The following is a 23,103-nucleotide window of genomic DNA, read 5'->3' as shown; positions in this document are numbered from 1 at the left end:
AATCTTTCGATCAAAAAAAACACTTAAATTCAATTTATTACCTATCATATTTAATAATTCTCCCAGTAGAAAGTAAGTTCTTTTTATCTAAGTTTTCGATAAAGTATTGTGTTCCGCCTCCTGCACCTAAATGAGGATTTGCAGCTGTTCTACCTTTAGCCACACATGTATCTTTAGTAACAATAAAAGCATGTAGCTGTGTTCGCATATCTCTTGCTCTAGGGTCACTCCAATTTCCTTTATGCGCAACTTGAACAGCATCATTATAACCTCTAGCAGTACCTGCTTTTAATACATCAGGTGATGTAGCAAGATAATTTCCTGGAGCATCGCCATGCGGATATAATGTGTACAGTACAGTACCTTTTTTTACTACTACATTTTTATATGCATCAATACCAGTATAAGGTTTTGATCCTTGCCATGATCGAGCTGTTTTTGAAGGGTCTTTACCATCACAAGGATCTGTTTTTTTCGGACATGGGTGAGTTTTCTTAGAAGTACTCCCACTTCCAGTAGTTTTACCACTTTTTCTTTTCGTTAATCCTCTCGGATCTACCCACTCCACTGGATTCGGGGCATAAGCATAGACATTATGTCCTCCAAGTAAACCAATAGGATCCTTAGAAATAAATCGGCCTACATAAGGCGAATAGTAACGATGTCGATTGTAGTGGAGACCAGTTTCCTCATCATAATATTGCCCTTGAAAGCGAATATTATTTGTAATGATTTCGCTATTTTCAAAAAAATTAGATTCTGACTTTTCTGCTTTACATTCACCCCATGCTTTATATTGAGCTTTCCAGATTATCTGACCTTGTGAATCACTCATCTCCTGAGGGGTACCTAAATGATCACAATGATAGAACCAAATATCATTAAAACCTTGGCTTTGCTGATTACTCGTCCATAGAGGGTCTCGATTAAAACTATATTTATCATTCCACACAGGAGTAAAATGTAATTGAATATCTCCAGTATGAACGGCTTGAATCAGAGGAATAAAACTATCTTTTTCATAAATATAGTGTCGAGTAGCATTTCCATCTGATTCATAAGCAAGTGTGTCTCCATCCCATCCATAAACAATATGTTGTTCATACCCTGTATGGTGATGTTTACTTTGCTTGGTTAGACGCCTTCCCATCGCATCATAACGATATTCAGCTGTAAACTGTGTATTGCGACTTTTTATTAAACGTCCTAAGACGTCCCAAACAAGGCTTAGATCACCTGCTCTTGTTTTTTGTTTAATGAGTTGCCCATAAGCGTCATATTGATATTGCTGTTCTAAATAGTCTTTAACAACATTGTTTACTAAATGATTATGTCGATAACCGTCTGTCGTTACTTGATGTGATCCAGTGAAGTTATCGTCGAATTTCTGATTGAAAGGATTCAGAATATTACTTGCAGGATCAAAACTAAATATTTCTTTACCCAATTTACTTGTTGCTTCAAGCAATCGTCCTAACGGGTCATATTTATAATGAATATCGCCACGTCGTGTATCATGAATTTGAGATAAATGACCAGTTTTATCATACTGATAAATACGACTTAATAACTGCTGAGTTTCTTTCAATGCATTATTTTTTTGACTATCAGATACGCTATAACCATTTTCGTGGTCATTTACAATAATTTGGCTGCTTAACCTTCCTAATTCATCATAATGTTCAGATTGACTTAAACCATTTGCATAATGTCGAGCAATTTCACGGTGTAAATCATCTCGTTCAAAGCTAACAATATCTTTGCCGTTTAAGACTAAGCCATATACATGTCCTGTACCATAAGTTAACCAGCTAATTTTTTGTCCATCTGGCCTAACGGTCTTAACACGATCATTCAACTCGTCATAGCCATGTTTCCATACTGCCGTTTTACCTGTCTTAGAATCTTGAATATGTTCTCTTACCAAATTTCCAGCGAGATCATAGAACCACTCAACTTTACTATCTGAATTTTTTGCTAGTAAAATTTGATCATGGCTATTAAAAGCAAACTCTTCAACCTGAATATCTTCTAATTGTTGACCAACATGCCCGTAGCCAGAAATACGTTGTTCTAATCGGCCCATACGATCCAGCACAAATTGTTGAATACGATCTTTTGAAACCGCTCTATCAGTCAAACCTTGACCATAACTCATCGCAACTTCAATACTTGTTTTTAACTGACCATTTGTTTCTTCATATTCATAAATAGTTTCTTTTCCATCAAAGTCAATTTCTTTTATCAATCGACCCACAACATCATAGAAAAACTCAAAATGAGCACCATTTTCATTTGTTAGACGTTTAAGACGACCTAATTTATCCCATTGATATTTAATTTTATAATTCTGCGGGTCTATACGTAATGAAATTAAACCAGCAGCATCATACTCATATTTTGTTTGCAGACCATTCGAGTCAATATGAGCCAGTAACCGGCCTTCTGCGTCATGAATAAAATATTCTTCTGAACTATCACCATACTTAATTTTGTCTAACTGGCCAAAAGCATTCAAAGGTAATCCTTTCAGTCTAGGTCGACGCTCTTCAGTTGTAAATTCACTATAAAAGTATTCAACTTTATCCTTTAAAGCATTTTCTACAGACTTCACACGTCCACGCGAATCATATTCCCATTTGGTTTCCTTACCTGAACAGTCTGTGTAACTGACTAAATTGCCTGAATTGTCATATTTAAGTTTTTTCGTACCACCTTTTGCATCAGTGATTTGAGTTGGTAGGCCCATAGCATTGTAGCTATAAGTGGTTTCTCTTTTTAATGGGTCAATTGCTTTGACAATATTACCTTGTCCATCATATTCTCTAAACCACCGTCCCTCTACAGCATCAACCATACCAATCATTTGATCTTTATCATCATAATCATAATAAACAGTTGCTCCATCAGCTTGAGTAACTGTTACTAAATTACCATTATCATCAAATTCGTATTCAGTCGTTGCAGCATCAGTATCGATATGGCGGACAACACGATTACATTCGTCTCTGAAATACCATTCTTCTAAATCATCAGGGTAGACAATTCGATAAGTATACCCTTCAATATCATAATAATATTCGGTCTCATTCCCATAGGCATCAATCACATAGGTCAAACGAATATTTTCATCCCATTCTAAACGTACATCAGAACTACCATCATCTGCCCATTCATGAAAGGCTTTAGAAATAGGTTCTATACCATCATATTCAAGATTCATGCCTCGACCAGTTAAGTCGGTATATCTTGTTAGTAAATGATGATCATATTGATATTTATAAGCTGAACCATTTTCAGTAATTGCCTCTACTAACTCGCCTTTTTCATTATAGTTATAGCTAGCTAATGGTCGCTTTAACTGCCCATTTTCAACAGTCCAAACATCTATAATACGTCCATCAGAATCAACACCGAAAGCAACATGCAATAACTGTTGATCTTTATGCTTGATTAAAATGTCAGAAATATATGATTTTTCTTCAATTTTATGGTCATAACGGATAGCAGCAGTCACCCCATTTTTATATTCAATTACTGATAATCGATAGCCATCCAGATATTTTTCGAATAGATGTTTTTCATCTAAGCCAAAAGAAATCATTTTTAGATTGTCAGAGATAATACTGTAGTAAAACCCTTCTTGTTGATCGTGAATACTTTCTCCAACTTTAATATCAGGTAATGCAATTGGTCTTGCATCAGTACCAATGTATTGAAATCCTTTTAATTCTTTAGTATACCCTTGCTGCTCTTCTGAACCCTCTACATATTCTGTTTTTGGAATAATCCGGGTGGTGAACGGTGTTAACCATCTAGCACCAAATTCACCATGATCAAGTTGATATAAATTGGAGGCATAAGTTCTTGATAGTACAAAACTAGATATTGAGGACTCATATGCATCAATATGAGTCAAAAACTCAGTTCCTAGAGCGTAAGTAATACTATTTGAGGTCTTGCTTACTTTCTTAGACGGATTGCCTTTTGCCCCATTGGTATTTATTTCACAACTGGTATTCGGATTATTATTTGGTTTTTTCTGATGCTGTATAGTTTCTAGCTCTCCATTTGCTCTTTTCTTTTCTTTACTACTAACCTGCTTATCCCTTATCGAGACTGTATGCTTTTGCTTTAATTTATATTTTTTAGCAGCAACCATTAAATTCTGTAATAACCATGAAAAACTCATTGCTGTGCCAGGGTCAGCTAAGGGAGCAAGCTTAGTTGGTACAGTATTACTAAACTTTCTAAAATTACCGATTTGTTTATTAATCTGATTTTTTGTTTTTGAGTCTAAAAAGGAAGTAGCAACTTTAGCTCCCATATTTCCATATTCTTTTGCTCCAGCTGCACCTACGCTCGCTAGAAAGTCAACGCCATGTGAGAAGGCTTTTAATGGATTTCTTAAAGCATTTTCCCCGACTTTTGATAAACTTGATTTTGCACTTTTTATATCTTGACCTGTGCTGAATAATTTTCCTGACAATACCTTGCTCATACCATCAGCAAAATTATTGCCTAGCTCCTTGGCTTTGTTGCCACAGTCATCAACTGTTTTTTTAACAAGAGGTTGAGCTTTTTCAGCAAATTGACTCAATTCTCCTGCTACACGTTCATTTACATGAATTGTAAGCAATTCAATTATCGTATCTGGAATCTGCTTCGCCAAATTTTTTGATTTCAAGGTTTTTAATGCAGGTCTTAATGCCATGCGAGAAGCGGCTAAGCCCGGAGGAAGAGGAATCACTCCGACTAAATCAATACCTAAATTTAACCAATCCGGAAAACCAGGATTTGGTTTTTCTGTGATCTCTATAACATCATATACTGCATCTGTAAGTGCGATAATGTTACCAATCACAGGCAATGATCCAGCCACCATTTTAAGAGTATCCAGATCAACCATATCACCAGTGTTTTTTTTCAGCCATTGGTTGATTTTTTGAGTTCCAGCATTAACGTCAGCTAGCTTAATTGTATTAACAGGAGCAATAGCCACTTTCCCAGTGCCTGTTCTCGTGCTTTTATTCTGTGTAGATGTATTTCTAGTATTTCTAGATGCTGTCGTCATTCTTTGTAATTCTCTAAACTTATTTAAACGTCATATTCATCGTATCTAATTTACGATTTTGATCAGTCTCGGTATCTTTTGCTCGAATATACTGACGTAATGGATTAATAGGTTGTTCTGAAATAGTGTTCTTGAGCCCATTGATTACAGCTTGGCCTGTTTGCTGAGTGTTGCTAAACCCTTTTGAGATCAGCCCAGTAACTTGATCTATTAACTGCGATTCCACTCCCTGCTGTAGCATTGGCAATAATGCTTTGGCTCCACCCGCCTTCAGTTCCTTTGCAGTCTCAAGCGTTTTTAACACTGAAGAAGGACTGGTAAAGGATTGACCTAAAGCATTCTTGGCGCTGCTAACCGCATTTTTTAGGCCTGTTTCTGCTTTGCCCAATAAGGTTTGTGCATCAGGGTCATTTTCATTTGGCCATTGTGGAGGACGTTTGAAATCACTTGCTTCATCCCAAGGGTTACGCTTGTCATCTTCAAATACAACTTTAGCTGCACCCGTTGCCAGTCCAGAAACCCGAACAAAACCTTTATCATCCAACTGACCAGAAAACTGCTGTCCCAGTGAATCAATAACCTGATAGCCACCTTGTTTCACAAACTCGCCATGTTTGTAATCGTGCAGCAACTCCAGTATCCCTTGCCCACGTTTTGGCGGCGGTGGCAAACTGGATTGAGTACTGACACTTGAGCCGCCCATTAACAAATGCTGCCCTGCCTTTACCTCAAATTTACCGCCTGTCACAGGAAAAATACCCGAACCATTCAGCTTAATTTGAGAACCGCCTGCGGTAATCACGATCTCTTTTGGACTAGTAATTTCAATACGATCTTCGGTCGAAATAATTTGAATCCCTTGCTTGGCAAGTAAATCCATACCATCCGACTGTGCATGCGCTTCGAATTTTCCTTTCGCAGCAACCTGTTTGATTCCATTCTGTGCAGCAAACAGACTGATTCGGTTTTGCGCATGCGTAATCAGGTTTTTTTGTGTGCTGAGATTAATACTATCGCCCGCCATTTGATTAATTTGTCCATCTGCGGAAACATGAATATCTTCATTGGTACTCAGACCAATTCCTGCAGGTGAGCTCAGTAGCAATAAGGCTTTATTAAATCTAGCAATTTTTTCTTCGATCTGTTCGGCAAATTCTTTTAATTGTTCAACTGATTCAATCTCATCAGTTTGCTGATTCTTGGCAACTTCACTTAATGCTTTGGCATTACTTTGATTGCCCTCAAGCTGCTGTTTGGCAGGCTGCGCATCTAAATGCTCGCCTTGTGCCTGATCCTGTTTCTGCGTACTCAGCAACAAACCTTGACCCGCACGCACTGCGCCCCATTGGTCAGTACGCAGTTCAAAGCCTTCACCACGGTCTTCACTTTCAGCTTTATCTTTTGGATGGCTGAGTTTACCGAGATTCAGTTGGCTGACAGCATGACTACTTTGCAATTGTGTACTGATCTGTCCCGTCGTGTCATCAAAGCGTAGCTGGTTAAAGCCTTCGCCTTGATATTCTTTGGATTTGATCCCTGTGAGTTTTTTGGTATCAGGTAGCTTGCCAGCATTGTCAAACTTGGTCGGACTACGTTGCGCCTCATGAATCCGTCCGACGACATAAGGACGATCAATATTGCCATCAAAGAAGTCAATCACCACGATTTCACCGATACGCGGTAAAAAGCGTGCGCCATAACCTTCACCCGCCCACGGTGTCAGCACATCGACCCAAGCAGAATCGGTGTCGTTATTGTTGGCGCCTGCCCCCGCATCATGGCTATGATCATCTGCTCGCGTGAACAGGAATCTGACTTTAATCCGTCCCCATTCATCCACATGGATCTCATCACCACTCGGTCCCACCACGCGAGCGCGTTGTGGATGGGCTACTGGTCGATGCTGCAAAGGGTTGTATTCTGGCACCAATGCCATATTACGGCGTTGTAGCGTCAGCTGATTCGCTTGGCGTTCGTCGCTCTCTGCTGCATTCAAGCTTTTTAACTGCCAATGACTGTGCTGAAGTAAGGCATGAACCTGATCCGTCAGGTCCTTGGGTAAATTATTCTGGTTATAAAAGTGTTTTGAGGTAATTAAAAATTCTTTATCTGCACCCTGATGCTGATCAATTTCAGGATGCTCATTCAACTCGAACCAGTAACCTACCTGCGTATCCCGAACTGAAGAACTTGCAACAAACTGCTTGGCTTGAGCATCGTAGTATTGTCCCAGATTCTGATTCAGTTTTTCGATCTGGGCATTGCCCGCTTTGGTCGTGCCATCTTCACCATTCAGGTCTTGAATCCACGCGGGTGAAAAGTGCCATGCCTGTTCTAATGCGAGCTGTTGGTTATCATGTTGATCACTATGATGATGCTTGCTCTGAACGCTACCAGCGCCTTCTTCCTGTTCCAAAGCATCGGCTTGCCAACGTTGTACATGTACCGCATTAGGTTGCAATGAACGCTGTGCGACGAATGCAGTGATGCTGTCCTGAGTTTCCGTGGCACTACTGCGATGAAAACGAATATTACGGCGATCTAAAGCGTTATATTGAGTGTTGTCATCAATTAATCTGAGTTTCTGTGCCTCAATCTGCTCACTTGAGCTAGCAACTTTTAACTTGGCTTCATCAATCAGCCAGTTGATCCCTTCACTCCGCATCAAACGGGTAACAAAGTCATAATCGCTTTCATTGCTCTGCATGATAAAAGGACGGACATCATAGTCTTTGCTGAGTCCACTGATATCCAATGTCAAACTCGCTGCAAATAATGGACTTTTTGACTGCCATTCTTTAAAAATGGTCTGGATCACATCAACGACTGATTTCGCCATAAAAACACGGCTATTGCGTCGATGCTTCCATAGTGCAGTTGGATCTTGCACACGAAGTTTATAAAGGGTGAGCGAACCATCGCTTGCACCAACATCGGCTTGGGTCACGATGCCTGAGATACGATTCAGTTCAGCTCTGTCGGTTACAATATCAATCGCAACCTGACTGCCAATAAAGCTTTTTAACGGAATGACGGCACTGGTCGAAAGACAGACCAGTTGAAGGTCAATGCCCTGATTGAGCTGATGAGTGCCTTCTATATATTGTAAGAATACTTGATCATTTAAAGATGAGTTGGAGAACTGAGCATGGATCGCACGTTTTTGCGCGCTCAGCCCTAAAGTCTCTAAAGCTTGAAAGATATTATTCAGCATCTTTTTATAGATTATTTAATAAAATTTGGCGCATTTTATAAACAGCATACATACTTGTCTATATTTTTAATGTTACGCGCCCACAGGCTTTTCTCCTTATAGGAAAAATCATCTACAAAAATAAAAACATAGCTCACGGCGAGCTCATTATTGCCAGATAATGAATATTTTTTATTTAGAATCGAATCAACTTCACCTCTCCAATCAAGTGAAGTTGATTCAGATAAAATTAAACGCTTGCCTTAAAATAATACTCACTTGGCATATCAATCACTTCGACACAAAGTTGTAGCGGCAATTGATTTTCTACTGGCAGATAGGCTTTTTGTTCAAGTATTGCCAATAAGACCTTGCCTAAATTCTGCTTTTGCACCTCGGTTCTACCGCTCAGCAAATATAGCTTTAGATGAATATAAGCATCTTGAGATTCGCCCATACCAATCAGAAAAGCGTCATCTTTAAAAATACGAGACTTCACATCATTCGGGCTAAACAGATCTGTTTCAATCAATGCCGAATTGACGCTGCTGAGTAATGTTTGCTGATCAAGTTCAGTGAGATTTGCTGAATAATTGGCAACGAGATGAGGCATTTTTTATTTTTCCTATTCGATAAATAACAACGCTAAACGGACTTGATCGTAGGCCATACGCGGACTAGTGGCTTCCACGATGGGACGCAATTTGATTGAACCATCATCAGTAAAATGTTCTGGATTCTTACGTTTATGCAAACGCTTATAAATCTTGCGTACTTCTTCAACCACTTCCTCACCAGGATTAGCCACCGAAATATCCAGTCCCTGTTCTTTATGAAGTCGTGCCAGATGGTTGATAATCGTAGCTGGTGTTAAACCTCGCTCATGCGCAATGTCTTCAATTTCATAACCGCCTTCGAATAAAGCACGAGTTTCATCTAAAGTCGCAGCAGCGTAATTCTGTTTGCCACCTTTGGCAATTTTCTTCTCATTGCGTGCAATTTCAGTCGCGTTGAGCGTACCGCCGCAATGACGAATAAAGGCATTGTGCTGGGTGGTGAGATCGATATTTTCAAAGTTGACTTCCGCTTCGGCCGATAACTCCTGAAAACGACGATCTGCTTTAATAGCCAAGCTATCCAGTTCTAAGGCCTGCTCATTAAAGCCTAGTAATTTCAGTCCCGTCAGTGACTTTAATCGGGATAAAGCAACATAGCCCTGACCTTTCTCGAAGGTATGGCTTAAATTGATTTCTGCCGCCTCCAGCGTCATGCCCTGACTTTTATGAATGGTAATAGCCCAAGCTAAACGTAAAGGAATTTGCTGATAACTGGCAATCACCTTACCTGCTTCATTTTCGATTGACCATGTTTCAGGCTCAACCAGAAAAGTGGTGCCATCAGTCAGTTTTACTTTAGGTAAAATGCCTTGCTTATCATCTTCTTCAAAGCCAATGACTTCGCCCAAGCTGCCATTGATATAGCCCATATCAAAGTTATTTTTTACAAACATCACTTTGGCATGTTTTTTCAGGGTCAACTCTTCGGGGGCACGGACTGAAGATTTCAGTGTTTCAATTAACTTTTCATTACCATCTAACACTGCATTAAATTGATGGCTTTCATTGTCAATTTCATTGAGATGCTGATAATTAATATTATCTACATCCATATTATGTGTGTACAAACGGGTAAATGTTTCACCAATATCATGCTGGCGTGACTGATGTAATGCCGAGATATGATTATCCTGAATACTTTGCGCCCGAATCGCATTTAGGATCTGGTTGAGAATCTCATCATCCTGACGATGCTGTTCAGTTAAATAGCAAACACGGAATTTGGCTTCCACCCAAGCATCGGACATAAAACAGAATTTATCACGATTGTTTTCATCTTTTCTGCCCACAGGCGGTAACTGGAAAAAATCCCCTGCCACAATAACTTGAATGCCACCAAAGGCTTCATCACTTTCTTTAAAGTATTTTAAAACCTGATTCACCAGATTTAGTTGCTTAGCATGCAACATGGAAATCTCGTCAATAATCAGGACTTGGGCATTTTCCAAATGCTCTTTTAAATATTTACGCTCTTTCATACGCTTGAGGTCATCATCGCTCAAGCTGTCTTTAATGCCGATACCTGCCCACGTATGAATTGTCATCCCATTCATATGCGTCGCCGCAATACCAGTCGATGCCGTAATTGCAACGGGAACTTTGCGTGCTTTTAAATAATGAATGTACTGATTAAGCGTATAGGTTTTTCCTGCACCAGCTGAACCCGTCAAAAAAACATTTTCCCCAGCTTTAAGTAACTTCAGTGCAGTCTCTTGTTTCATAATTTCTTCAGTCAAAAACAACAGCACATAGCTTAACGATTTTTTGGCAAAAATAAAAATGCAATCCAGTACCAATCTGCTCTCTAACATCAAATGACGATCAGTGATTCAACTGGTGCGATCGTATATTTACGTTGACATCCAGATGTTTTCATTTAAGGTATTTATTAATGAATTCAGACTTGATCTATAAAAATGACTACTTCAAATCTTTATACTTATCAGCCAGATATACTAGGTGAAGATTATCAGCAACTGACCTTAAATTTCGCTGATGATTATGATGGAAAAGTTGTAGCCACTTTGGTACGAAAGAAGGCCGCTCAAACCACAAAAAAAGCAGTTTTATACATTCATGGTTTTGCAGATTATTTCTTCCAAAAAGAAATGGCAGAACAATTTAACCAGCATGGTTATGACTTTTATGCGCTCGACCTAAGAAAATATGGGCGTTCCAGACTGCCCCATCAGAAATTCTACTACGTGCTTGATTTACGCGAATACGATGCCGAAATCAGCAAAGCACTAGAAATTATTGGACAAGAAAATCATCAACAGGTTGTACTGGCTGGACATTCGACGGGCGGTTTGATTGCAACACTTTATGCTGCACATTATCCAGATCACCGTTTAATTAAAGCAGTTTGGGCCAACAGCCCTTTTTATGATTTCTACAAAAGTACCATCGAGAAAAAACTCGGCATTCCCTTGCTCAGTGAAGTTGGTAAACGACTACCAAAAGCGAAGTTCCCAAGTGGTCTCAATCAATGGTATACCCCAAGCTTACATAAGGATTTCTATGGGGAATGGGATTTCAATTTAGACTGGAAACCAAAAACCATGCCATTTGTGAATTTAAGTTTTGTGACGGCAATTCATGAAGCACAAAAAGAAATTCATCAAGGTGTGACCTTAAGTGTTCCCACCTTGATCATGCACTCACATCAATCCAACAATCCAAGAAAATGGGGTATTGATGCACAGCAAAGTGATGTCATTTTGGATGTAAAAGATATGACTCATAATGCTAAAAAAATGAAAGGTGATGTACAAACGCTAGCAATTCACAATGGTTTACATGACCTTGTGCTTTCAGCCCCACCCGTACGGAAAAAAGTTTATCAAGGACTTTTTGACTGGCTGGCAGAAAAACTTAAATAATCACCATGTCCTTTCGATGCTCAACCGTCTTGATAGCGTTTGAGCATCTGCTCGGCGGGATGATCTATAGGTAATAATTCCATCAACCTCTCCACAGCATCAATTGCTTCAGGGCTATATGCCAGATGCTTTAATAAAATATCACTTTCCTGCGCCTGAAAAATAGCATGACTCAACCGCGATTCGATGCAGTCACGCCATGTACACAAAAATGGACTCTCGGTTTTCGCTAGAAAAATGCCTGTATAACATTGTAAAGCGGTATTTAGATAACCCGCATCCAGTGCCTGCTCCAGTTGCAGAAAATCCGCTTCAACTGGAATTTTCAACTGATAAGGTCGTGAACCTAAGGCATTCCCTAATCTCTCTCTCAGATGGGACATCTCAGCCTTTAAAGTTCCAATACTGACTTTGCGCTCGCCATATAGGGCTTGATGCAGGTGATCGAGGCTCATACCTTGGGGACATAACGCTAAAATCGTCATAATTTCAATCTGCCTCGGGGTCAGCATCAGATTTTTACCATTCAATGTGGCTTGAGGAGCAGAAAAAGTACGTAAATAAAGCGATTGCTGTTGTAACTCCTGTATAGCCATTTGAATAATTGAGGCACAACGTTCAACAGCCAGTAGACCTAGACTATTATGATTTTTCCAAGTCGTTGATAAATCCACTACACCTAAAATCTGTTTGGAATGAGGATCAATCACAGGGGCGGCATAACAAACCCAGTCATGTACGGAAGCCATGTAATGCTCATTAGAAAATACACAACTGGATTGACGTGTTTTCAAAGACAATGCCAGTGCATTGGTTCCAACCAATTCTTCCTGCCACTGCCCACCTGCAACAAAATGCACCCGTTCAGCAGCATTGCGCATTTGCGCACTGGATGCCGTCCAGATAATGGTACTTCCCGCATCACCAACTGCCAGCACCATCGACGATTGTTCTGCAATATGCTTCAGATCTTCTTTGCAATATTCCAATGCCTGCATTAATGAACTTTTACTTTCAGCACTTTGATCTTGTAAAGGCGCAGCATCGCGCTCTTTCGGAATATTGGCTTGAGTTGAACGCTCCCAAGAGCTTGCAATGCTTTGTCCGAGTTTCTCTGCATGTTGCGGATTTAAAACACTTTGTGTACGACATTGCTCGACCAGCATCCGTTGCTGGATTAGCTCTTTTTTTGTGAACATTTGTAATTTCCTTGTTCATTCACAGGCGATTCCAACCTTTTCCCAACCTAGGGTTATTTAAGCTCTGTTCAATAACGTACTTGGTACTTTATTCAAAATTACACACATAAAGGAATATGTTTATGCGCTATATCGATCCTAACCAACCTGATTCCAAAATACACTTTAAAGCCCAATATGAAAACTTTATTGGTGGACAATGGGTGGCACCAGTCAAAGGAGTGTACTTTGACAATATTTCCCCTGTCGATGGCAAAAGCTTTACTCGCATTCCACGCTCAAGTGCAGAAGATATTGAACTGGCACTTGATGCTGCGCATAAAGCAAAAAAAGAATGGAATAAATCATCTCCAACCACCCGCTCAAATCTGTTACTGAAAATCGCAGACCGCATGGAAGCCAATCTGGAAATGCTGGCTGTTGCTGAAACGTGGGACAATGGCAAACCAGTCCGTGAAACACTTGCAGCAGATATCCCCTTAGCCATTGATCATTTCCGTTATTTTGCTGGCTGTATCCGTGCTCAAGAAGGTGGAATTTCTGAAATTGACGAAGATACCATTGCCTACCATTTCCATGAACCACTAGGCGTTGTTGGGCAAATCATTCCCTGGAATTTCCCTATTCTCATGGCCGCATGGAAGCTGGCTCCTGCTTTAGCAGCAGGTAACTGTGTAGTGATCAAACCTGCCGAGCAAACGCCTGTTGGCATATTACTGGTTGCAGAACTCATTCAGGATCTATTACCAGCTGGCGTATTAAATATTGTGAATGGCTACGGCGCCGAGGTGGGCCAGCCACTGGCAACCAATCTACGTATTGCCAAAATTGCTTTTACAGGTTCTACACAGGTGGGGCAACTGATCATGCGTTATGCGACTGAGAATATCATTCCAGTCACCTTAGAACTCGGTGGGAAATCACCAAATCTGTTCTTTGCCGATGTGATGGATCAGGATGACGATTTTCTGGATAAAACCCTTGAAGGTTTTGCCATGTTTGCCCTAAATCAGGGCGAAGTGTGTACCTGCCCGTCTCGTGCTTTGATTCAGGAAAGTATTGCTGATCAATTTATGGAAAAAGCCATCGAACGAGTGAAACGCATTAAACTTGGACATCCGCTTGATACAGAAACAATGGTGGGCGCGCAAGCGTCATTGGAACAGCAGCAAAAAATCTTACGTTGTATTGATACAGGTCGACAAGAAGGTGCCGAAGTACTGCTAGGTGGTCATGACCGTAAAGAGGTTGGTAATGGTTATTACATCGAACCAACGATTTTTAAAGGCCATAACAATATGCAGGTCTTTCAGGAAGAAATTTTTGGCCCTGTCCTCTCTGTAACGACATTTAAGGATTTCGATGAAGCCATTCAGATCGCCAACGACACCATGTATGGTTTAGGCGCTGGTGTCTGGTCACGCTCCACCCATACAGCCTATCGTGCTGGCCGTGCAATTGAAGCTGGTCGCGTCTGGACAAACTGCTACCACATTTATCCTGCCCATGCTGCTTTTGGCGGCTATAAAAAGTCAGGTGTAGGTCGAGAAAATCACAGAATGATGCTTGATCATTATCAACAAACGAAAAACCTTTTGGTGAGTTATTCAACCAAAGCAATGGGCTTTTTCTAAGCGATATATTCTTCATATCCACATAAAACAGCGAGCATAGGTTTCTTGTTAAAGACCTACGCTCGCTGCGGAAGTAAAAGTCACTTTGCCCAGACTTATCAATCCCTTTTTCTTAAACAAGCATCTTTTGAAACAGAGAATTCCCTTTGATTGATATGACAACAGATTAAAACACAAACATTCACAATCGAGTTTTGCACAGGGTGTGTAAATCGGCATTGCTTTTGCATCTTGCTGATTAAACGAATACATGGAGCTTTGTATGAACAATCAAGAACCCATTTCTGCATTGTCAGCATCCCCAACCTCTTCTGAGGATTATTTTGCCCAAAGACAGCTCAAGCAAGGTGCAGTTAGCTGGTTATTACTCATCGGGCTGGGTGTGGCCTATGTAATTTCTGGCGATTTTGCAGGCTGGAATTTCGGTATCACTCAAGGTGGCTGGGGCGGTATGTTTGTCGCGACCACGATTGTCGCCTTTATGTATTTATGTTTATGCCTTTCTATGTCGGAAATGGCGACCATGTTGCCAACAGCCGGTGGCGGCTATAGTTTTGCCCGTACGGCATTTGGCCCTTTGGGTGGCTATTTAACAGGTACGGCAATTTTGATCGAATATGCAATTGCTCCTGCTGCAATCGCCACCTTTATTGGTGCTTATTGTGAATCACTATTTGGCATCGGTGGCTGGCAGGTCTATTTGGGATGCTATCTCATTTTTATGGGTATTCACCTTAAAGGTGCTGGAGAAGCACTTAAAATTATCTTTGGTATTACACTGGTTGCAGCCATTGCACTGGCTGTTTTTATTGTTGCCATGTTTCCGCATTTTAGTCTACAGAACCTGTTTGATATTCCCGCGGGTCAACAACGCGGCGCCAGTGCTTTTCTACCGCACGGGTATCTCGGAATTTGGGCTGCTGTTCCCTACGCAATTTGGTTTTTTCTGGCTGTTGAGGGTGTCCCTCTTGCTGCCGAAGAGGCCAAAGATCCAGCCAAGTCACTACCTCGCGGCCTGATCGGTTCCATGTTGATTTTAACAGCCTTTGCCATGCTGATTTTATTCTTGGGTGCAGGAGCTGCTGGTGCAAGTTCATTGCAACATTCTGGCGCACCACTGGTCGATGCCTTAGTAAAAGTTTACGGTCAAGGCACATGGCTCGCCAACTTTGTAAATTTTGTGGGACTTGCAGGACTGGTAGCCAGCTTCTTCTCGATTATCTATGCCTATTCAAGACAGATCTTTGCCTTATCCCGTGCTGGTTATTTGCCAACTTCACTCTCACTCACCAATCAGAATAAAGCCCCTTATTTGGCCATTATTATTCCAGGCATTATCGGTTTCTTACTGTCTTTAACTAAGGAAGGTGATTTACTGATTTTAATTGCTGTATTTGGAGCAACCATTTCCTATGTATTGATGATGCTTTCACATATCAAATTACGTCTATCCCGCCCACTTATGCATCGTCCTTATAAAACGCCTGGTGGCATTTTCACTTCAAGCATTGCTTTGATACTTGCTGCAATCGCTGTGATTGCTGGCTTTCTAGTCAACCCTAAAGTCTGGTGCATAGCCGCAGCAATCTATGCACTATTTATTGGCTATTTCATGTTTTACAGTCGTCATCATTTGATACAAGGCACCCCAGAGGAAGAATTTGCTCATCTTAAAGCCGATGAACAGAAATAAATCATCAGATTAAGGAGAATCTAATGCGCTATCGTCAAATCGTGGCTCAACAACAATACAATTTTGCCGACTTGAAAACCTTAATGGCTAAAGCCACCCCTTTACGCTCTGGTGATCAGTTGGCGGGTGTTGCAGCACAAGATGCCACTGAACGCGTCGCTGCACAAATGACACTTGCGGAAGTACCACTCAAGAATTTTTTAAACGAAACGGTCGTGGACTATGAAACGGATGAGATTACCCGACTGATTATGGATGAACACCGGTCAGATCTCTTTGCACCTGTTGCACATTTTACTATAGGTGACTTCAGGAACTGGCTCTTAAGTGAAGATGCAACAACAGAAAAACTGCAACAGCTTGCTGCTGGTTTAACACCTGAAATGGTTGCTGCTGTCAGTAAAATCATGCGCAATCAGGATTTGATTTATGTTGCCAGTAAATGTGAAGTGATTACCCAATTTCGCAATACCATTGGTTTAAAAGGTCATTTATCCACCCGCCTGCAACCTAATCATCCAACAGATGATGTACTCGGTATTTCTGCCAGTATTCTGGATGGATTAATGTATGGCAATGGTGATGCTGTCATCGGTATTAATCCAGCAACAGACAACCTGCATAACTTATCTGAACTGCTCAAACTCATCGATCATGTTATTCAGGAATATCAAATTCCTACCCAGTCTTGCGTCCTGACTCATATCAGTTCAGGTATCCAACTGGCAGAAAGAAATGTCCCGATTGACCTGATGTTTCAATCCATTGCTGGTACACAAAAAGCCAATGAAGGTTTTGGTATTTCTTTAGCCATGTTGCAAGAAGGCTATGAAGCCACGTTGGCTTTAAATCGAGGCAGCATTGGAAATAACGTGATGTACTTTGAAACGGGTCAAGGCAGTGCTCTGTCTAGCAATGCACATCATGGTGTTGATCAACAGACTATCGAGACACGTGCTTACGCCGTTGCACGTAAATATAATCCTTTACTGGTGAATACGGTCGTCGGCTTTATTGGCCCCGAATATCTTTACGATGGCAAACAGATTATTCGTGCAGGCTTAGAAGATCATTTTTGTGGAAAATTACTTGGCGTTCCGATGGGTTGTGATATTTGCTATACCAACCATGCCGATGCTGATCAAAATGATATGGATGTGCTGTTAACCTTATTTGGAACAGCAGGCATTAATTTTATTATGGGAATTCCAGGTTCAGATGATGTCATGTTGAATTATCAAACCACCTCTTTTCATGATGCGCTTTATCTGCGTCAACTACTTGGACTAAAACCTGCACCTGAATTTTCACACTGGTTAGAACAACAAGGGATCCTACGACAACAGCAGCATCATATTCATTGGGCAGAGCAAGTGCCCGCCCAATTTTCTAAACTGTTTATGCACTAAGGAAGGCCGAATGAAACTTTCTAAAGATATTCAATATCCTGCTCAGTCTCATCAAGATCAGTGGGAAACGCTAAAACAGTTTACTGATGCCCGCATTGCGATTGGACGTGCAGGATGCAGTATTCCGACTCGTGCATTGCTCGATTTTCAATTGAGCCATGCTCAAGCAAAAGATGCAGTTTTCCAGTCTTTAAATGTCGAATTGCTGGCTGAGCAGCTACAACAACTGGGATTAAATCCAATCCATGTAAAAAGTCAGGCTGAGCATAAAGAGCTTTATTTAAAGCGGCCTGATTTAGGTCGTCTACTCTGTAGTCACTCTATTGAACAACTTCAGAAAATTAAAACAGATCAACAGCACTATGATGTCTGTATCGTGATTGGCGATGGTCTATCGGCCCGCGCCATTGAAGAAAATGCTCTCCCTTTTATTCAGGCACTTATTCAGCCCTTTGCAGAGCAACAATGGTCTGTAGCACCTATTGCAATCGCTACAGGTAGTCGGGTTGCCTTGGGAGATAAAATTGCTGAGATTTTTAAAGCACGCATGCTCATTATGCTAATTGGAGAACGTCCTGGACTGAGCTCTCCTGACAGTATGGGACTTTATTACACATGGGAAGCCCATAGTGATTGTCTGGACTCACAACGTAACTGTATTTCAAATATTCGTCCTGCAGGTTTAAGTATTCCTATCGCAACCCAACGCTTAATGGCGTTAATGCATAATTCCAAGCAATTGGGTCGTTCGGGTGTCGATCTCAAAGATGAGCATGTCGTCCCTGTATTAGAAGAGTCTCAAAACCGTAAGCTACTATTTTAAAATGATTTTTAAACAATAACGTGCTCTTCTTTATTCAACTTAGGTCAGGATTAAGACATTGACTGTATAAATGCTTTAAGATGCGGTATTTTCCTATATCAATCATGGGTACACGATAATGACAAAGTCCACCTTTATGAAAACAGTCAATGTTATTCAACACCTTGCTTTTGAAGATCTGGGTTCTTTAGAAGATGTTTTTTATCAGCTCGGTTTTCGCGTACGTTATTTTGAAGCTGGTGTCGATGATCTGAGTCCCGCCCTGAATTATGAAGGGCTCACAGTGATATTAGGTGGGCCTATTGGCGTATATGAAACAGAGGACTATCCATTTCTCGTAGATGAAATTGCTGGACTTAAACAACGCCTTAAAGCCAATAAACCAACCATCGGCATTTGTTTAGGTGCACAATTGATTGCACATACATTAGGTGCAAAAGTCTATGCAGGACACCAAAAGGAAATTGGCTGGAGTCAGTTAGAGATTAAAGCAGTTGAAAATAATCCATTAGCAGCCCTCGAAAATGTAGAGGTTTTACACTGGCACGGCGATACTTTTGATCTGCCAAGCAATGCCACCTTACTTGCCAGTTCAGCCATTTACCCAAATCAGGCCTTTTCTATAGGAAACAATATTCTTGCCTTACAGTTCCATCTTGAAATCACTGAACAAAGCTTTGAGAAATGGTTAATTGGTCATACCTGTGAAATACGTCATGCAGGGCTGTCGATTCCGCAGTTAAGAGCGGATAATTTAGCTTACGCAACGCAACTGGAAGATCAGACTGCAAAAGTCATCCAACATTTCCTTGCGCATTTAGAGCAAGAATAATTTTCAAAGACTTAAAAGAAATTCTTATTTCCTGTGCTTTAATGATTTAAAGCACTTCTTTCTACGCCTAAAAATAAGACAATATGAATGAGAACGCATAAAGAAATACACTTTAGGTAGCAAAGGAATACGCTTTAGGACAAATACTGTCATCCAATCACTGAAATATTGAAAGAAAATCTAATTCATTCTACTGTTCAAAGAATGTGCAGCACATTGCAAAGTGATTAATAATATTTTTGTGATTGAGAAAAATGGTTATTTTAAAATTTATCAAAAGTTTTCATACGCTGAATACGTATTTAGTTCTGTCTGCTCTTGTACTGATGGTTCTCTTAATCTATTTCTATCAAATCAATCCTCTTTAACTGGAAAATATGAAAATTCCATCATAAGAGAATCATAGTCTATGATTTTTCTAATTGTATTTTTATTTAAAGAAAAAGGGCCTAATTTATATTAGGCCCTTTTCGTATTACTTCTTGTCTGCTTTAAAGCTGTCTTTCAGATCAAGGATACGGTTAAACACAGGTTTTTCCGCTTGATGATCATACTGATCCGCAACAAAATAACCTTCACGTTCAAACTGGAAACGATCTTCAGGTTTTGCTTGAGCCAAAGCAGGTTCAATCACCGCTTGAACGATTTTTAATGATTCTGGATTCAGATGTGCAAGGAAATCATCATCTGCATCAGGCGCAGCTTCATTAAATAAACGGTCATAGATACGAACTTCAGCAGGTACGCCCTTGCTCGCCGATACCCAATGCACAACTCCTTTCACTTTACGCCCTTCAGGGTTCTTACCTAAAGTTTCAGGATCAATTGAACATTTAAGCTCAATCACTTCACCATTGGCATCTTTAATTACTTCATCGCATTTGATGACATAGGCATGGCGTAAACGCACTTCACCATCAGGAATCAGACGTTTAAAGCCTTTAGGGGGCACTTCTTCGAAATCTTTACGATCAATATAAAGCTCACGCGTTAAAGGAATAATACGCTCGCCCATATCAACGTTTGGATGACGTGCATGGGTTAAATCTAATTCTTCAGGTAAGTTGGTGAGCGTGACTTTAAGTGGATTTAATACCGCCATGCCACGTGCTGCTGCATTCTCCAATGACTGACGAATACAGAACTCAAGCATAGCTACATCGACAATACCATCAGTCTTTGAAACACCAACACGCTTGCAGAAATCGCGTAAACCTTCAGGTGTAAAACCACGTCGACGCATACCGACTACAGTTGGCATACGTGGATCATCCCACCCCTGTACATAGTTGCCTTCAACCAATTTACGCAATTTACGTTTAGAGGTAATCGTATAATCAACATTTAAACGTGAAGACTCGTACTGACGCGGTACTGCTTGCGAGTGAACTTTCTCTACAATCCAGTCATAGAATGGACGGTGATCCTGAAATTCTAAGGTACAGAGTGAATGGGTAATGCCCTCGATCGCATCTGACAATGGATGAGCATAGTCATACATTGGGTACATTTTCCATTTATCACCAGTTTGGTGATGCTCTGAATGCAATACACGATAAAGAATCGGATCACGCATATGGACATTCGGGCTAGCCATATCAATTTTGGCACGTAGAACAGCACCGCCTTCCTGAATTTCACCATTACGCATTTGTTCAAAGCGCGCTAGGTTCTCGGCAACCGTTGCATCACGGTATGGCGAGTTTTTACCAGGTTCAACGAAATTACCGCGATTCAGCTTAATTTCTTCTGGGGTTTGCAAATCAACATACGCATCACCTTGTTCAATCAACTGAACTGCCCATGCATAAAGTTGATCAAAATAACCAGATGCATAACGCGGCTCGCCATTCCAGTTAAAGCCTAACCATTTTACGTCGTTGGCAATACCATCAACATATTCTTGTTCTTCAGCATCCGGGTTGGTATCGTCAAAACGTAAATTACATAAACCATCGAATTCTTCGGCAATACCAAAGTTCAAACAAATCGCTTTAACATGACCAATATGCAAGTAACCATTTGGCTCAGGCGGGAAGCGTGTGACAACTTTTTGGGTACGACCTTCTTTTAAATCATCAGTAATGACTTGACGAACAAAATCTAAGCCTGCCTGTTGTTCTTGCTGCGCAGCATCGACAGAGGCTTGAGTATTCGGCGTCGGGGTCTTTGGCAGTTCTGAAACAACATCATTTGGCTTCATAGGGTGTAAATCACTTCTTACAGTTAAAAAATAGGAAATAAAAACGCAATCTTTACTTTTTCTGAAAGATTTTAACGTTTTTTACTTGCCTTGTAGTTTACAGTTTGCTTATGCTTCTCTCAACCAAAAACCCATGGTCAATTTGCCCATGTTTAGGAGATTAATGTAATGAGTTTTCCTCAAGTCGAATTAAACACCAACAAAGGTCGTATTGTTCTTGAGCTTAACGCTGAAAAAGCACCAAAAACGGTTGCAAATTTCTTAGAATATGTACGTGACGGTTTCTATGACGGCGTAATTTTCCACCGTGTGATTGATGGTTTTATGATCCAGGGCGGTGGCATGGACGAAAACTTCAAAGAGAAAGCAACTCGTGATTCAATCGAAAACGAAGCTGACAACGGCTTAAGCAACGATGAAGGCACAATTGCAATGGCGCGTACTCAAGCTCCGCACTCTGCTTCTGCTCAATTCTTCATTAACGTTAAAAACAACTCTTTCTTAAACCATACTGGTAAAACAGCTCAAGGCTGGGGTTATGCAGTATTTGGTAAAGTTGTTGAAGGTCTTGACGTTGTAAATGCAATTAAAGGCGTTCGTACAGGTAACCGTGGTTACCACGCAGACGTTCCTTTAGAGAATGTTGTGATTGAATCTGCTAAAATTATTTCTGAATAATTTTATCCAGCAGGATTCTTTGTGACTTATCTGTTTATTTCAGATTTACACTTGTCACCTGATCACCCTCGACTCGTTCGAGGGTTTTTGGCTTTATTAGATGAATACAAGAATAAAAATACCCAGCTCTATATTTTAGGTGACTGGTTTAATGCCTGGATTGGTGATGATTATACAGCACCTTGGCTAGATGAAATTATCACCGCCCTACAATCCTTTTCTGCCGCAGGTAATCAGATCTACTTCCAAGTGGGTAATCGTGATTTTGCCTTAGGTCAAAAGTTTTTAGATCAATTCAACGGTACTCTACTACCCGATGTTTATGCACTTGAAATTGGTCAAAAGAAATTTCGACTGGAACATGGCGATGCCTTATGTACAGACGATGTGGCTTACCAACGTTTCCGCAAAGTGATTCGTAATCCTGTTCTATTGGGGCTAATAAAACGAACGCCGCTCAGTTTTAGACAAAAACTTGCCAATGGTTTCCGTAAAAAGAGTAGTGCAACCAAACAACTGAAAAGTTATGACATCATGGATGTGAATGCTCAAGCAGTAGAATCCGTGATTGAACATGTTGATTATTTAATTCATGGTCATACTCATCGACCTGAAATCCATCAGCTGCAAAATAAGCAGCGTATTGTATTAGGCGACTGGCGCGAAGATTCTGCATGGATATTAGAGCTGAATGAGCAAGAAAATTATCAATTAGATTTTAAACAGTGGAGCTATTAACGGTAAAAAATAATTCTAACAAAATCAATAAGCTTAGTTCTTATGTTAACTCAAGCGAATAAAACTAAATTCTATGCAGATTCAAACATCAATTTTTAAAAAATTAACAGCGACAAAGCCTTGGTTTG

14 protein-coding genes are annotated in these 23,103 nt (G+C 40.5%); 8 read left to right on the top strand and 6 right to left on the bottom strand.

Annotation, left to right across the window (positions count from 1 at the left end):
• Positions 1–37 precede the first annotated feature (37 nt).
• The 4 genes from A9Z07_RS07390 to A9Z07_RS07375 all read right to left on the bottom strand — a co-directional run bounded on the left by A9Z07_RS07390 (position 38) and on the right by A9Z07_RS07375 (position 10,605).
• Positions 38–5,074, bottom strand: a complete 5,037-nt coding sequence (locus A9Z07_RS07390; protein WP_069577810.1) for an RHS repeat-associated core domain-containing protein — start codon at positions 5,072–5,074, stop codon at positions 38–40.
• A gap of 19 nt (positions 5,075–5,093) precedes the next feature.
• Entirely contained in the window at positions 5,094–8,288 is a 3,195-nt protein-coding gene (locus A9Z07_RS07385) for a type VI secretion system Vgr family protein (RefSeq protein ID WP_069577809.1), read from the bottom strand.
• Between the two features lie 229 nt (positions 8,289–8,517).
• Positions 8,518–8,880 (bottom strand): 5-carboxymethyl-2-hydroxymuconate Delta-isomerase, encoded by a 363-nt coding sequence (locus A9Z07_RS07380; protein ID WP_005256921.1) that lies wholly within the window; start codon positions 8,878–8,880, stop codon positions 8,518–8,520.
• A gap of 12 nt (positions 8,881–8,892) precedes the next feature.
• The gene (locus A9Z07_RS07375; RefSeq protein ID WP_069577811.1) at positions 8,893–10,605 is read right to left on the bottom strand and encodes an AAA family ATPase; all 1,713 of its coding nucleotides are present in this window, start codon (positions 10,603–10,605) and stop codon (positions 8,893–8,895) included.
• 195 nt (positions 10,606–10,800) lie between these two features.
• On the opposite strand from A9Z07_RS07375, the gene A9Z07_RS07370 reads away from it, so the two are divergent.
• Positions 10,801–11,766: an alpha/beta hydrolase gene (locus A9Z07_RS07370; RefSeq protein ID WP_069577808.1), complete on the top strand. Its 966-nt coding sequence runs from the start codon at positions 10,801–10,803 to the stop codon at positions 11,764–11,766.
• A 20-nt stretch (positions 11,767–11,786) separates the two neighbouring features.
• Here A9Z07_RS07370 and A9Z07_RS07365 read toward each other — a convergent pair whose 3' ends face one another.
• Positions 11,787–12,965 carry a transcriptional regulator gene (locus A9Z07_RS07365; protein WP_069577807.1) on the bottom strand — a complete coding sequence of 393 codons (1,179 nt, stop codon included), beginning with the start codon at positions 12,963–12,965 and terminating at the stop codon, positions 11,787–11,789.
• Positions 12,966–13,087: 122 nt separating this feature from the next.
• On the opposite strand from A9Z07_RS07365, the gene A9Z07_RS07360 reads away from it, so the two are divergent.
• The 5 genes from A9Z07_RS07360 (at position 13,088) to A9Z07_RS07340 (ending at position 19,356) form a co-directional block, all read left to right on the top strand.
• Positions 13,088–14,599 (top strand): aldehyde dehydrogenase family protein, encoded by a 1,512-nt coding sequence (locus A9Z07_RS07360; RefSeq protein WP_069577806.1) that lies wholly within the window; start codon positions 13,088–13,090, stop codon positions 14,597–14,599.
• Positions 14,600–14,861: 262 nt separating this feature from the next.
• Positions 14,862–16,292, top strand: a complete 1,431-nt coding sequence (eat, locus tag A9Z07_RS07355) for an ethanolamine permease (protein ID WP_069577805.1) — start codon at positions 14,862–14,864, stop codon at positions 16,290–16,292.
• 23 nt (positions 16,293–16,315) lie between these two features.
• Complete coding sequence (locus tag A9Z07_RS07350; RefSeq protein ID WP_069577804.1) at positions 16,316–17,701, top strand: ethanolamine ammonia-lyase subunit EutB; 1,386 nt, start codon at positions 16,316–16,318, stop codon at positions 17,699–17,701.
• A gap of 10 nt (positions 17,702–17,711) precedes the next feature.
• Entirely contained in the window at positions 17,712–18,524 is an 813-nt protein-coding gene (eutC, locus tag A9Z07_RS07345; RefSeq protein WP_069577803.1) for an ethanolamine ammonia-lyase subunit EutC, read from the top strand.
• Between the two features lie 118 nt (positions 18,525–18,642).
• On the top strand, positions 18,643–19,356 hold the full coding sequence (locus A9Z07_RS07340; RefSeq protein ID WP_069577802.1) for a glutamine amidotransferase: 714 nt from the start codon (positions 18,643–18,645) through the stop codon (positions 19,354–19,356).
• Between the two features lie 475 nt (positions 19,357–19,831).
• Here the strand turns inward: A9Z07_RS07340 and A9Z07_RS07335 are convergent, their stop codons facing one another.
• Positions 19,832–21,559 (bottom strand): glutamine--tRNA ligase/YqeY domain fusion protein, encoded by a 1,728-nt coding sequence (locus tag A9Z07_RS07335; protein WP_047432556.1) that lies wholly within the window; start codon positions 21,557–21,559, stop codon positions 19,832–19,834.
• A gap of 168 nt (positions 21,560–21,727) precedes the next feature.
• Between A9Z07_RS07335 and A9Z07_RS07330 the strand changes: the two genes are divergently transcribed.
• Both A9Z07_RS07330 and A9Z07_RS07325 read left to right on the top strand, forming a co-directional pair.
• Positions 21,728–22,237 (top strand): peptidylprolyl isomerase, encoded by a 510-nt coding sequence (locus A9Z07_RS07330; RefSeq protein ID WP_004771615.1) that lies wholly within the window; start codon positions 21,728–21,730, stop codon positions 22,235–22,237.
• A 21-nt stretch (positions 22,238–22,258) separates the two neighbouring features.
• Complete coding sequence (locus A9Z07_RS07325; RefSeq protein WP_069577801.1) at positions 22,259–22,975, top strand: UDP-2,3-diacylglucosamine diphosphatase; 717 nt, start codon at positions 22,259–22,261, stop codon at positions 22,973–22,975.
• Positions 22,976–23,103 lie beyond the last annotated feature (128 nt).

The sequence above is a fragment of the Acinetobacter sp. YK3 genome (genome assembly GCF_001729365.1).
Taxonomy (GTDB): domain Bacteria; phylum Pseudomonadota; class Gammaproteobacteria; order Pseudomonadales; family Moraxellaceae; genus Acinetobacter; species Acinetobacter vivianii.
The sequence above is the reverse complement of the archived record's forward strand: the minus strand, read 5'-3'. Positions and strand labels throughout refer to the sequence as shown.